Raw genomic sequence first — 13,099 nt, 5'->3', positions numbered from 1 at the left:
TACTGATTTCAGGGCAGACTGTGCAGGATTTTGCGGGGAGTTGCAAGTGAGGGCATTCGCCCTCACCTGCCGGAGCATCAACCTTCGTTGTGCATCTCTAAGCTTTCGAGATCGTTCTGCAGCTGGACGGCTTTCGCATCGTCGTTGCGCAGCGAATCAAGATAGTCGAGGTACTGCTGGTCAACGTCTTTGGTCACGTAAATACCGTTGAACACGGAGCATTCAAACTGCTGAATTTCCGGGTTCTCGGCACGCACCGCGTCGATGAGATCGTTCAGATCCTGGAAAATCAGGCCGTCGGCACCGATGATCTGGCGAATTTCATCCACTTCACGGCCGTGAGCGATCAGCTCGTTGGCGGTTGGCATATCGATGCCGTACACGTTCGGGAAGCGAATCTCCGGCGCGGCAGAGGCCAGGTAGACTTTCTTCGCACCCGCTTCGCGCGCCATCTCGATAATCTGCTCAGAGGTGGTGCCGCGAACGATGGAGTCATCCACCAGCAGAACGTTCTTGTCGCGGAATTCCGCGCGGTTGGCGTTCAGCTTGCGGCGCACGGACTTACGGCGCAGGTGCTGGCCCGGCATGATAAAGGTGCGGCCAACGTAGCGGTTCTTCACGAAGCCCTGACGGTATGGCTTATCCAGAATGCGGGCGATCTCCAGCGCGATATCGCAGGAGGTTTCCGGGATAGGAATAACCACGTCGATGTCGAGATCGTCCCACTCGCGGGCAATTTTCTCGCCCAGCTTCGTGCCCATGTTGACGCGCGCGCTGTAGACGGAAATCTTGTCGATGAAGGAATCCGGGCGGGCGAAGTAAACGTATTCAAACAGGCACGGGTTGCTGACCGGATTATCGGCACACTGGCGGGTAAACAGCTGGCCCTTCTCGGTGATATAGACCGCTTCGCCCGGCGCAACGTCACGCAGGAACTCGAAGCCCAGGGTATCCAGCGCCACGCTCTCAGAGGCAACCATGTATTCGGTACGGCCATCGCCGAGGTCGCGCTTACCGAGCACCAGGGGACGAATGCCGTTTGGATCGCGGAAGGCCACCATGCCGTGACCGATAATCATCGCCACGCAGGCGTACGCGCCGCGGATCTGGCGGTTGGTCGCGGCAATGGCAGCAAAGATGTTGTCTGCTTCCAGCGGGTAGTGACGGAAGTTATCCAGCTCGCTGGCGAACACATTGAGCAGGATTTCAGAATCAGAGGTGGTGTTAATGTGGCGACGTTTCTCTTCGAACAGCTTTTTACGCAGCTCATGCGCGTTGGTCAGGTTGCCGTTATGAGCAAGGGTGATGCCATACGGTGAGTTGACGTAGAAAGGCTGTGCCTCAGAGGCGCTGGAACTGCCAGCAGTAGGATAACGAACGTGACCGATCCCCATATTACCTTGCAGACGCTGCATATGGCGGGCTTCAAACACATCGTTTACCAGGCCATTGGCCTTGCGTAAACGGAAGCAGTTGTTTGCATCAATGGTGATGATACCCGCAGCATCCTGCCCACGGTGCTGAAGCACCGTTAACGCGTCATAAATCGACTGGTTTACCGGCATGAAACCGGCGATACCGACAATACCGCACATTCGTCTTTTCCTCGTTAAGCCACATCTCAGGGTTTATGCCCTGGGCAAAAAACTCGACGAGCTTTGCAGATAGTCAAAGAACCATCTGATGATGAAGCTGAACTCTGGAATGAGCTGCGATTTCTGCCAGTCTTCGCTTTTGGAGAACCCGGTGAAGGTATCCAGGAAGAACAGGATCGCGGCCACAATCAGCACGCCTCGTAACGCTCCGAAACAGATCCCGAGCACCCTGTCCGTTCCTGACAGACCGGTTTTCTCGACCAGCTGACCTATCACGTAATTCACGATAGCGCCGACAATCAGCGTTGCGATAAACAGCACCGCGATGGCAATTCCGTTTCGGACCAGTTCATCTTCAAAGCCCGTGAACCAGACAGACAGGTAAGTGTAGTAATGACTGGCAACAAAGAAAGCACAACCCCAGGTTACCAGCGATAACGCTTCACGAACAAAGCCACGGATCAGGCTAACCAGACAGGAAAAACCAATCACCGCAATGATGGCGTAATCAATCCAGACCATATGTGTCCCACGATTTAACGCCCTGTCATCCAGTTCGGGGCGAATTCTAACAGAAAAAGAAAACGTTTGCGTAGGGATTTCCTTCCCGCGCGTAAATAAAAAAGGCGCTGAAAAAATGTTCAACGCCGTTGGCTCATTACGTCTCTTTGGACGTCTGCCATTCCCCCTCACCCCAGCCCTCTCCCTCAAGGGAGAGGGAGCAAACCATCCCCTCGCCCCTCTGGGGAGAGGGTTAGGGTGAGGGGTAGATCTTATCAGTTCGCGCTGTAGCCCATCACCACACCGCTCAGGCCGGAGATCTGCTTCAGCTCACCGAGCGAACCTTTAAGCTTATCTTTGGACGCTTCTGGCCCCACGAGGATACGGGTAATTTTACCCTGCACCGGCGTGGAAGGTGAAGTGTAAACACGATATCCCGCACTGCGCAGTTTGCTCACGACCTCGTTGACCTTATCGGCGTTTTTCAGCGCGCCGAGCTGCACAACGTAAGCTTTTCCGGTCGGCGCCGCGTCTTGTTTTGCCGGCGGCGGGGTTTCTGACGCGGCAGCCAGCTGCTCTGCGGCTTTATCCCGCTGCGGTTTCGACTGCGGCTGCGGCTTCTCAACCGGCTTCGGTTTTTCAACAGGTTTAGGCTGCTCTACCGGCACCGGATCGATATCGCTGCTGCTCGCTGCCGCCAGGCGTGACGGATCGAGCGACGGTGCGGCGGCATCGCCTGCACGCACCTCTTCCGCCGCCCCTTCCGGAGGCTGAGCAGGCAGCGCCTGCGTCGCCGCTGGCAGCATATCAGGCTCATCGCGGTCACCCGGTTTCGGCACCAGCGGAATAGCGGCAAACTCATCCTGATAATGCTTTTTCTGCCCGTCGAGCAGACCCGGGAGAATAATCACCCCGAGCGCGACCAGCACAATGGTTCCTGTTAAACGGTTCTGAAACTTACTCGCCACCGGTTCTCCCCGCGTCCATCACTTCCATGACATGTGCCACCGTGTGGAATGAACCACACACCAGCACGGTATCTTCTGGTTTAGCATCCGCCATCGCGGCATGCCAGGCCTGAGCCACGCTACTATAGATTGCGCCTTTGCCGAGATGTTCCATCAGCTGCTCAGCCGTCGCGCCGCGCGGCCCCTCCAGAGGAGCACAATACCAGCTATCGACCACACTCTCCATGCAGGCCAGCGTCCCGCCGATATCTTTATCATGAAGCATACCGATAACCGCCAGCACGTGCCCGGTTTTTGGTAACGATTTGAGACGTCCCGCGAGATACGCCGCCGCATGCGGGTTATGCGCCACGTCCAGAATCAGGCGCGGTGACTCGCTGACAATCTGGAAACGCCCGGGCAGAATTGCGCTCTGAATACCGTCGCGGATCGCCCGCTCGCTGACCACGAGGCCGCTGGCGCGCAGTGCCGCCAGCGCGGTTGCCGCGTTCGGCTGCGGCACCTGCGGCAGCGGCAGGTTGTCCAGGGCGCCCTGCCCATCGCTGAAGCGCCAGCCGTTATCCTGAACCTCATACTGCCAGTCAACGCCGCGGCGCAGCAGACGCGCGCCCTTCTCGTTTGCCACGTCAGCAATGGTGTACGGCATGTCCGGTTCGCCGACCACGGCGGGTTTATTCGCCCGGAAAATACCTGCCTTCTCGCGGCCAATGCTTTCACGATCCGGTCCCAGCCAGTCGATATGGTCCAGCGCGATGCTGGTGACCACCGCCACGTCCGCATCCACCATATTGGTCGCATCAAGACGTCCGCCGAGGCCGACCTCAAGGATCACGACATCCAGCTGCGCCTGTTTGAACAGCCACAGCGCCGACAGGGTGCCGTATTCAAAATAGGTTAATGAGATCTCACCGCGTGCGGCTTCAATTTCCGCGAACGACGCCGTATGCGCCGATTCCGGCAGCTCGCTGTTCTGCACGCGAACGCGCTCGGTGTAGCGGACCAGGTGTGGAGAGCTGTACACGCCAACTTTGTAACCCGCGGCCATCAGGATAGATTCCAGCGTGCGGCAGGTCGTGCCTTTACCGTTGGTACCCGCGACGGTGAACACGAAAGGTGCCGGTTTGAGCACATCAAGACGCGCGGCGACCTGGCTTACGCGCTCAAGCCCCATATCGATGGTTTTACTGTGCAGGTTTTCCAGATAAGAAAGCCACGCGGCCAGGGGCGACGTGGCTTGGGGAATGCTTTTATTTTCCATAATGCCCGGTTGTCATTAACAGATTAGAAAGCAAAAGGGCAGCGCCAACCGGCCCTGCCCTTTTCAGTTATCAGGCCTCGGGTTCCTGATCCGGTACCACCACGCCTTCGCGCGGCTCATCCGGGTTCGGCGCTGGCAGATTCATCAGCTTCGCCAGGATGCTCGCCAGCTTCAGGCGCATTTCCGGACGGCGGACGATCATATCGATAGCGCCTTTCTCAATGAGGAACTCACTGCGCTGGAAGCCCGGCGGCAGTTTTTCACGAACGGTTTGCTCGATAACGCGAGGACCGGCAAAGCCGATCAGCGCTTTTGGCTCAGCGATGTTCAGATCGCCCAGCATCGCGAAGCTCGCGGAGACGCCGCCCATGGTTGGGTCGGTCAGCACGGAGATGTACGGCAGACCGCGCTCCTGCATCTTCGCCAGCGCAGCAGAGGTTTTCGCCATCTGCATCAGCGACATCAGCGCTTCCTGCATACGCGCACCGCCGGAGGCAGAGAAGCAGATCAGCGGACAGTTGTCTTCCAGCGCCTGCTCAACGGCACGCACGAAGCGCGCACCGACCACGGAGCCCATTGAGCCGCCCATAAAGGAGAACTCAAACGCAGCGGCAACAGCCGGCATCCCATGCAGGGTGCCTTTCATAACGACCAGCGCATCTTTCTCGCCGGTCTCTTTCTGTGCAGAGGCCAGACGATCTTTGTATTTTTTGGAATCGCGGAACTTCAGCACGTCTTTTGGCTCAAGTTCGCTACCCAGCTCTACCAGAGAGCCTTCGTCCAGCAGGCTATGCAGGCGGTTGCGCGCCGACATACGCATATGGTGGTCACACTTCGGACACACCTCAAGGTTGCGCTCCAGCTCTGCGCGGTACAGAACCTGACCGCAGCTATCACACTTCGTCCATACCCCTTCAGGAATGCTCGCTTTGCGCGTTGGGGTAATGTTGCTTTTAATTCGTTCAATCCAGCTCATTGATAACCTTTCTGCCTGAACCTGGTCGTATGCCAGTTTTGCTATAAGAGGCGAATAATGCCATTTTTGCCTCCAACAGACCATGAATGTTGCACATTAAAACATAACAGCCCGAAACTTTGGATAAAAAAGTGGTCGAACCGCCAGCGTGCATTTACTTCGCTTGTTTTGCCGCCGCACGTTTGTGACGAATGATTTCGATAACGCCCGGCAGTACGGAAAGCACAATAATCGCTACAATCAGTAACTTAAGGTTTTCCTGCACCACCGGAAGATCGCCAAACAGATAGCCTGCGTAGGTAAACAGCAGTACCCACAGCAGCGCGCCAACCACGTTGTATGCCGCAAAATGACGATAGGACATATGCCCCATTCCCGCCACAAACGGTGCAAATGTACGCACAATAGGCACAAAACGCGCAAGGATAATGGTTTTTCCACCATGGCGTTCATAAAACGCATGGGTTTTGTCTAAATAGCTGCGGCGGAAAATTTTCGAATCCGGATTGCTGAACAGCCGCTCACCGAATACCCGTCCAATCGTGTAGTTGACTGCATCACCGACAATGGCAGCAATCACCATCAGTATCACCATAAGGTGCACGTTCAGATCGTTAGTGGGCAGCGCCGATAACGCCCCGGCAACGAACAGCAGTGAATCCCCTGGCAGGAATGGGGTAACGACCAGTCCGGTTTCACAAAACAGAATGAGGAACAGAATGGCATAAACCCAGACGCCATACTGCGCGACCAGCTCCGCCAGGTGAACATCAATATGCAGGATGAAATCAATCAAAAAACGAATTACGTCCATATTGTCTAAGCCCTAATTGCACCTTTGTTTAGTCCGCTAAAAATAGCGGGCCCATTGGCGGTTTCGGCAGGTCAAATCGATCCGGATAGTCTACTGAGACCAGATACAATCCTTCCGCTTTCGCCGTGGCTGCCGCAAGCGTTCTGTCCTTCGCTGCCAGCAGGTCTGCAATCCAGCTCTCCGGCTGGTGTCCGGCCCCCACTTCCATCAGGCTGCCCACAATATTCCTAACCATATGATGTACAAAGGCATTGGCTTTGATATCCACCACCACATATGCGCCAAAACGGCTGACGTTTATGTGCATGACGTTGCGCCACGGCGTGCGGGACTGACACTGCACCGCACGAAACGACGTAAAGTCATTTTCACCAATCAGACACTGCGCCGCGCGATGCATACGTTCCGCATCAAGCGGTTCATAAAAATGCGTCACGCCCTGGCTTAACACCGCCGGACGCAGGCGCTGGTTATAGATGACATAACGGTAGCGACGCGCCGTGGCGCTGAAGCGCGCGTGAAAATCATCCGGCACAGCTTTTACCCAACGCACCGCAATGTCACCAGGCAAATTCGCATTTACACCCAGCGTCCAGGCGGCATCCTTACGCACGGCGGTGGTTTCAAAGTGAACCACCTGCCCCGTACCGTGAACACCCGCGTCCGTACGTCCCGCGCACAGGACGTTGATCGGCTCGTTTGCCACCTGAGAGAGCGCTTTTTCCAGCTTCTCCTGGACGCTGCGCACCTCGTTCTGACGCTGCCAGCCATAATATTTACTGCCATCGTACTCAATTCCGAGGGCAATTCTATGGACCGGCTTTTGTTCCACGTCTGACATCAGTACAGGTACTCCTGCACCAGTTTTTCAGCGATTTTGACCGCCATCAGCGCGCCGCCGAAGCGAACGTTATCGGCAACGGACCAGAACTGAACCTGCTCCGGCATGCCGTAGTCGTTACGCACGCAGCCAACGGAAAGATGCGCGCTACCGGTGGCATCGCCAACCTGGGTCGGGAACTCGCTCTCTTCAGAGAGCACGATGTCTTCACCGCGGCCAAACGCGTCGCGCGCCTCTTCTGCCGCCAGCGGACGAAGGGCTTCAAAGCCGACCATCTGCGCGTGGCCATAGAAGACCGGGGACTGCACGACGTTCGCGGAGATCATCAGGCCATCGTCCTGCAGAATTTTACGCACTTCATCGACGATACGACGCTCTTCGCGCACGGAGCCCTCGCGGTCCGGCAGCAGCGGCAGCATGTTGAACGCCAGCTGGCGACCAAAGAAATCATCTTCGTCAATCGGGATACCGTTCAGCAGCTTCGCGCTCTGCCCGGCCAGCGCGTCAACGGCCTTTTTGCCGTTCGCGGACGCGGACAGCAGGCTGGTGACGGTAATGCGCGACAGGCCGCCGTCGTCGATCAGCGGTTTCAGCGCGGTCAGCAGCTGGCTGGTGAGGCTGTTCGGAACCGCAATAACGTTACGGTTGCGGTAGTCAGCCAGCACAAACGGGTTCACGTCCGGCACCACCAGCGGCACATCCGGCTCCATTGAGAACAGGCCGCTCAGGTCGATCACCAGGCAGCCTGCGTTAGTCGCCTCTTCAACGTACGCAGCCGTCGCTTCAGCGCCCGCGGCGAAAAACGCCAGCTGCGCCTGCGTCCAGTCGAACGCGGCCGCGTCCTGGACCATGACGGATTTACCGTTAAAACGCAGATGCTCACCTGCGCTGTCGGTACGGGCCAGCGCATAGATATCGCCCACCGGGAACTGACGCTCAGCAAGGGTTTCGAGCAGGGCTTCGCCCACGGCACCCGTGGCACCTAAAATGGCAATGTTCCAGCCTTCAGACATGGTGGTTTACTCCAGAAATAAAAAAGCGTCCCTGTCGGAGTATCCGACAGGGAGCATTAAGAAGACATTAATGCGCCGGGTGATGAACGGCGTTAAATCCCAGCTTATGCAGCAGCGTCGCCGCCGACGCGTCGTCGCACATTACATACAGGGAAGACCACTCGCGGCGCTCAACGTAGTTCTTGCGCAGCTTATCAAACTCACCCGGGATCCCCGCCACTTTACGCAGCAGCGCATCATCGCGGCGCACATCATACACCAAATGCACCAGCCTTTTCAGCGTTGCCTGATCGAGCGGGCCGTGCAGGGTAATGCGGCCAAATTCAGGCGCGGGGAGTAAGGTATCCAGCGCCACCTGCTGCGGATGGCCGATAAAAGCGCTGTAGGCTTCGAAGACCTGCGTGGTACCGCGTGCTTTGCCTTCCAGGGTATAACCGGCGATATGCGCCGTGCCCACGTCCACCTTGTTAAGCAGCTCAACGTTGAGATCCGGCTCCGGCTCCCAGACGTCCAGCACCACGCTGAGGTGTTGCCCTTCGTTCAGGCATGTCAGCAGCGCGGCGTTATCTACGACCGGACCACGGCAGGCATTTATCAGAATAGTGCCAGTCTTCAGACGACGGATCAGCGCCTCGTCAGCAAGATGCAGCGACTTATACGGCCCCTCTTTAAACAGCGGCGTGTGGAAAGTCAGCACGTCACACTGTTCAACCAGCTCATCCAGCGAGCGGAAATCCCCGTCATCGCCGTTGTCTTTACGCGGCGGATCGCACAGCAGCGTGCGGATCCCTAACGCTTCCAGGCGCTTTTGCAGGCGCCCGCCGACGTTACCCACGCCGACAATCCCCACCGTGCGGTCTTTCAGCGCAAAACCGTCGCGCTCGGCCAGCATCAGCAGGGAGGAGAAAACGTATTCCACAACGGCGATGGCGTTACAGCCCGGCGCTGCGGAAAAACCGATTCCGGCCTGCTTCAGCCATTTATCATCCACATGATCGGTCCCTGCCGTTGCGGTTCCGACAAACTTAATCGCTTTACCGGCGAGCAACGCCTCATTTACTTTAGTCACCGAGCGCACCATCAGCGCGTCTGCGTCATCCAGTTCGTTGACCGGGATCGGGCGACCAGGGACAGCCTTAACGTTACCCAGGCGGCTAAACAGCTCACGGGCGTAAGGCATATTTTCATCAACGAGGATTTTCACGTCTGAGTACCTGTTTGAGAGGAAGAAAACCTGCCAAGTGTGCCATAATCTCGCCGCCAGGCATATATGTATGCCTGGTTTACGCTGAGTTTTGACTTTAAGGATTTTTGACGATGCAGCCCATTTCAGGTACGCCGCCACGCCCTCCGGGTGAAGGCCCTGTCACGCCAAACGTTGCCGGTGAACAACCGCTATCCACGCAACAGCGCACCGTGCTGGAGCGACTGATCACGCGCCTGATTGCGCTGACTTCACAGCAAAACGCGGAAGTCTGGGCCGGGGTAAAGCATGATTTAGGCGTGAGGAACGACGCACCTCTGCAGTCGCGCCATTTCCCTGCGGCCGAGCAAAACCTGAACCAGCGTATTAATACCGCGCAGCAGAACCACACCACGCGCCAGATTGTTGCTCAGCTGACGGAGCTGCTGGGCCAGGGTAATAACCGCCAGGCGGTGAGCGATTTTATTCGCCAGCAGTATGGTCAGACCGCGCTGGGCCAGCTGACGCCCGACCAGCTCAAAACCGTGCTGACCCTGCTGCAGAACAACGAGCTGTCAATCCCGCAGCCTCAGGTGCGCCCGGCAACCGAGCGTCCGCTGCTGCCAGCCGAGCACAACACGCTCAAGCAGATGGTGACGAAGCTGGCTGCGGCCACCGGCGAACCGACGAAGCTTATCTGGCAATCCATGCTGGAGCTGTCCGGCGTGAAGGCGGGTGAGTTAATCCCGGCCAAACAGTTTACTCATCTGGTGACCTGGCTCCAGGCGCGCCAGACGCTCAGCACCCAGAATACCCCTACCCTGCATACCGTCCAGGCGGCACTGAAGCAGCCGCTTGAGCCGCACGAATTTGAAGTCATCCGGGATTACGCCCAGCAAAACTGGCAGGCCACGCCGCAAACGGTTCTGACCACCGCGCAGGTGCAGGATCTGCTCAATCAAATCTTCGTTCGCCGCGCCGAGCGTGAGGGCGGCGTGCCGGAGGTGAGAAACATTCAGCCGCTCTACAGCCCGCTGTTTGCGCCGGTCGTCGAGACGTTCAGAACGCTCTCTGCGCGTCCAGGATTGATGTTTATTGCGCTACTAATTGCGCTGGCGATTTTCTGGCTGGTTGCTTAACACTGCCGGGTGGCGGCTTCGCCTTACCCGGCCTACGGCTAGTGCGGTTGTAGGCCCGGTAAGCGAAGCGCCACCGGGCAAAAACTACGATCTGCGAAACGCCACCAGCGTGACCACGATCCCAACCACCGCAGAAACCGCACCGGCCAGAAAGACGGACGGATAACCAAACGAGGTGGCTAACACCCCGGCCAGCGGTCCGGTTACCCCGTATGAGATATCCTGAAACGCCGCATAGCCGCCCAGCGCCGTACCGCGCACCTGCGGGGCCACGCGCTTCACCACTTCAACGCCCAGCGCCGGGAAGATCAGTGAACAGCCGCAGCCGGTTAGCGCCGCGCCGAGCAGCGCAACGGATGCCACGGGTGCATTCCACAGCAGCAGCAGACCGATAGTCTCAATCACCAGCGACGCCACCGCCACCTTCACGCCGCCGAAGCGATCCGGCATCCAGCCGAAGAAGACACGCATCAGCACAAACGCGCCGCCAAACGCGGTAAGCGTAAAACCGGCCATCGCCCAGCCGCGGCTCATAAAATAGAGCGAGACGAAGGTACCAATCACCGCAAAACCCACGCCCTGCAGCGCCAGGCCAAGACCCGGCTGCCAGATTTGGCCGACCACGCTCCACAGGGAAGGTCGCTCGCCTTTGTGCGCGGGCACCTTACGCACCGAGCCGTTAAACGCCCACGCCAGCAGGGGTAAAGCCATCGTGGTGGCAGCCAGCGCCGCAAACCCAAACTGGCTATTGATCAGCAGTCCAAGCGGTGCGCCTGCGGCCAGCGCGCCATAGATGGCCATACCGTTCCAGGACATCACCTTGCCGGAACGCGCAGGCCCCACCAGCCCCATTCCCCAGGTCAGGGTGCCGGTCAGCAGCTGGCTTTCACCAAAGCCAAGGATTAAACGGCCCAGCACCAGCAGCGCAAACTTATACGCGGCATCTACCGGCAGGAGAGCAGCCAGCAGCCATGCGCCGCCCGCCAGCCCACAGGCAAACATTCCCTGTAACGCCGAGCGTTTTGCACCGTGCTGATCCGCCAGCCGTCCGGCGTAGCCGCGGGTCAATACCGTGGCTAAAAACTGAATGCCAACGGCAATGCCGACCATGGTGTTGCCATAGCCCAGCTCCTGATGAACGAACAGCGGGATCACCGGCAGCGGCAGGCCAACGGTCATATAGGTCAGAAATACCGCGAAAGCGATACGGAACAGCGAGACGTTCGCTGAAGAGGTTGTTTCTGTTTGAGTTACTGCAGTCATGCTTTACTCCGAAATGAAGAGTAAGGCGGGGAAATGCCACGCCCCCTCTACCTGATAATCAGGATTAAGGTGCGTTGGTTGACGTTAAACGCTTACGCATTATCGTGAGGATAATGTTGAGGGGTGAAGTTTGCCTGTGAGATCAGCCGCTTGTCAATGCATAAAAAAGGGAGCCTTATGGCTCCCTTCCGGAATCAAACGTAAAACTTATGCTTTCAGCTTACGCATAACCAGCGTGGCGTTGGTGCCACCAAAGCCGAAGCTGTTTGACATGACGGTGGTCAGCGTCGCGTCCATTGGTTTGGTCACGATGTTCAGGCCAGCAGCCTGCTCGTCCATCTCATCAATGTTGATGCTTGGCGCGATGAAGCCGTTTTCCAGCATCAGCAGAGAGTAGATCGCTTCCTGCACGCCAGCCGCACCCAGCGAGTGGCCGGTCATGGCTTTGGTCGCAGAGATTGCCGGGCTGTTGTCGCCGAAGACTTCACGGATCGCACCCAGCTCTTTCACGTCGCCTACCGGAGTAGAGGTACCGTGGGAGTTCAGGTAGTCGATTGGGGTGTCAACGCCGTGCATCGCCATCTTCATGCAGCGCACCGCGCCTTCGCCGGATGGCGCAACCATGTCGGCGCCGTCAGACGTTGCACCGTAGCCCACGATTTCAGCGTAGATGTGCGCGCCACGTGCCAGGGCATGCTCCAGCTCTTCAACCACAACCATACCGCCGCCGCCCGCGATAACGAAACCGTCACGGTGCGCATCATAGGTACGGGAGGCTTTGTCCGGGGTCTCATTGTACCTGGTGGACAGTGCGCCCATCGCGTCGAATTCACAGGCCATTTCCCAGCCCAGCTCTTCGCCGCCGCCAGCAAATACGATGTCCTGTTTACCCAGCTGGATCTGCTCAACAGCATTACCGATGCAGTGCGCGGAAGTCGCACACGCGGAGCTGATGGAGTAGTTCACACCGTGGATTTTGAATGGGGTCGCCAGGCACGCGGAAACCGCAGAACCCATGGCTTTTGTTACCACGTACGGACCTACTGCTTTCAGACCACGCGGGCTACGCATTGCGTCAGCGCCGAATACCTGCGCTTTTGATGAGCCGCCGGAACCGGCGATCAGACCCACGCGCGGGTTGTTCTGATAAACCTCTTCGCTCAGGCCGGAATCTTTGATCGCTTCCTGCATGGAGAGATAAGCATAAATAGAGGCATCGTTCATGAAACGAACCACTTTGCGGTCAATCAAACCGGTGGTGTCCAGTTTGACGTTACCCCATACGTGGCTACGCATACCTGAATCTTTAAACTCTTCAGAGAAAGTGATCCCGGAGCGTCCTTCACGCAGAGATGCCAGGACTTCCTGCTGGTTATTACCGATGCTGGAAACAATGCCCAGGCCAGTAATCACTGCACGTTTCATTCAATACCTCTGTAAGTCGCACTATAGTAAGTTTCGAGTCGCACAATAGCGTACACTTGTACGCCGAACAAGTCCGATCAGACATTTTCTGCGGAAATTTGCACCGATGGACTCACATCGTTA

General features: G+C 57.5%; 12 protein-coding genes. 1 reads left to right on the top strand and 11 read right to left on the bottom strand.

Annotated features, from left to right (window positions below; all coding sequences use genetic code 11):
* Positions 1-77: 77 nt before the first annotated feature.
* The 9 genes from purF to pdxB form a co-directional block, all read right to left on the bottom strand.
* The gene (gene purF, locus AC1VYI_RS08460) at positions 78-1,595 is read right to left on the bottom strand and encodes an amidophosphoribosyltransferase (protein ID WP_021241570.1); all 1,518 of its coding nucleotides are present in this window, start codon (positions 1,593-1,595) and stop codon (positions 78-80) included.
* Between the two features lie 33 nt (positions 1,596-1,628).
* The gene (cvpA, locus tag AC1VYI_RS08455; RefSeq protein ID WP_000262116.1) at positions 1,629-2,117 is read right to left on the bottom strand and encodes a colicin V production protein; all 489 of its coding nucleotides are present in this window, start codon (positions 2,115-2,117) and stop codon (positions 1,629-1,631) included.
* Positions 2,118-2,371: 254 nt separating this feature from the next.
* Entirely contained in the window at positions 2,372-3,064 is a 693-nt protein-coding gene (gene dedD / locus AC1VYI_RS08450; protein WP_059446231.1) for a cell division protein DedD, read from the bottom strand.
* Positions 3,054-4,322 carry a bifunctional tetrahydrofolate synthase/dihydrofolate synthase gene (folC, locus tag AC1VYI_RS08445; protein ID WP_134867324.1) on the bottom strand — a complete coding sequence of 423 codons (1,269 nt, stop codon included), beginning with the start codon at positions 4,320-4,322 and terminating at the stop codon, positions 3,054-3,056. Before folC ends, dedD begins: the two co-directional genes overlap by 11 nt.
* 70 nt (positions 4,323-4,392) lie before the next feature.
* Positions 4,393-5,298, bottom strand: a complete 906-nt coding sequence (gene accD, locus AC1VYI_RS08440) for an acetyl-CoA carboxylase, carboxyltransferase subunit beta (RefSeq protein ID WP_023312564.1) — start codon at positions 5,296-5,298, stop codon at positions 4,393-4,395.
* 154 nt (positions 5,299-5,452) lie between these two features.
* Positions 5,453-6,112, bottom strand: coding sequence for a DedA family protein (locus AC1VYI_RS08435; protein ID WP_045402676.1), 660 nt, complete (start codon positions 6,110-6,112; stop codon positions 5,453-5,455).
* Between the two features lie 28 nt (positions 6,113-6,140).
* Entirely contained in the window at positions 6,141-6,953 is an 813-nt protein-coding gene (truA, locus tag AC1VYI_RS08430) for a tRNA pseudouridine(38-40) synthase TruA (protein ID WP_023312566.1), read from the bottom strand.
* Positions 6,953-7,966 (bottom strand): aspartate-semialdehyde dehydrogenase, encoded by a 1,014-nt coding sequence (locus AC1VYI_RS08425; protein ID WP_039263237.1) that lies wholly within the window; start codon positions 7,964-7,966, stop codon positions 6,953-6,955. The genes truA and AC1VYI_RS08425 overlap by 1 nt, the downstream gene beginning before the upstream one ends.
* Before the next feature lie 67 nt (positions 7,967-8,033).
* Positions 8,034-9,170 (bottom strand): 4-phosphoerythronate dehydrogenase PdxB, encoded by a 1,137-nt coding sequence (gene pdxB, locus AC1VYI_RS08420; RefSeq protein ID WP_134867323.1) that lies wholly within the window; start codon positions 9,168-9,170, stop codon positions 8,034-8,036.
* Positions 9,171-9,283: 113 nt separating this feature from the next.
* On the opposite strand from pdxB, the gene flk reads away from it, so the two are divergent.
* A complete protein-coding gene (gene flk, locus AC1VYI_RS08415; RefSeq protein ID WP_059446233.1) occupies positions 9,284-10,288 on the top strand; it encodes a flagella biosynthesis regulator Flk in 1,005 nt (334 codons plus the stop codon).
* A gap of 84 nt (positions 10,289-10,372) precedes the next feature.
* On the opposite strand, the gene AC1VYI_RS08410 is transcribed toward flk, so the two are convergent.
* Positions 10,373-11,551, bottom strand: coding sequence for an MFS transporter (locus AC1VYI_RS08410; protein WP_134867322.1), 1,179 nt, complete (start codon positions 11,549-11,551; stop codon positions 10,373-10,375).
* Between the two features lie 207 nt (positions 11,552-11,758).
* Positions 11,759-12,976 (bottom strand): beta-ketoacyl-ACP synthase I, encoded by a 1,218-nt coding sequence (gene fabB / locus AC1VYI_RS08405; RefSeq protein ID WP_045402666.1) that lies wholly within the window; start codon positions 12,974-12,976, stop codon positions 11,759-11,761.
* Positions 12,977-13,099 lie beyond the last annotated feature (123 nt).

Source organism: Enterobacter sp. QK-SA4 (assembly GCF_056856775.1).
Note: the sequence above shows the minus strand (reverse complement) of the source record. Positions and strands in the feature narration are given on the sequence as shown.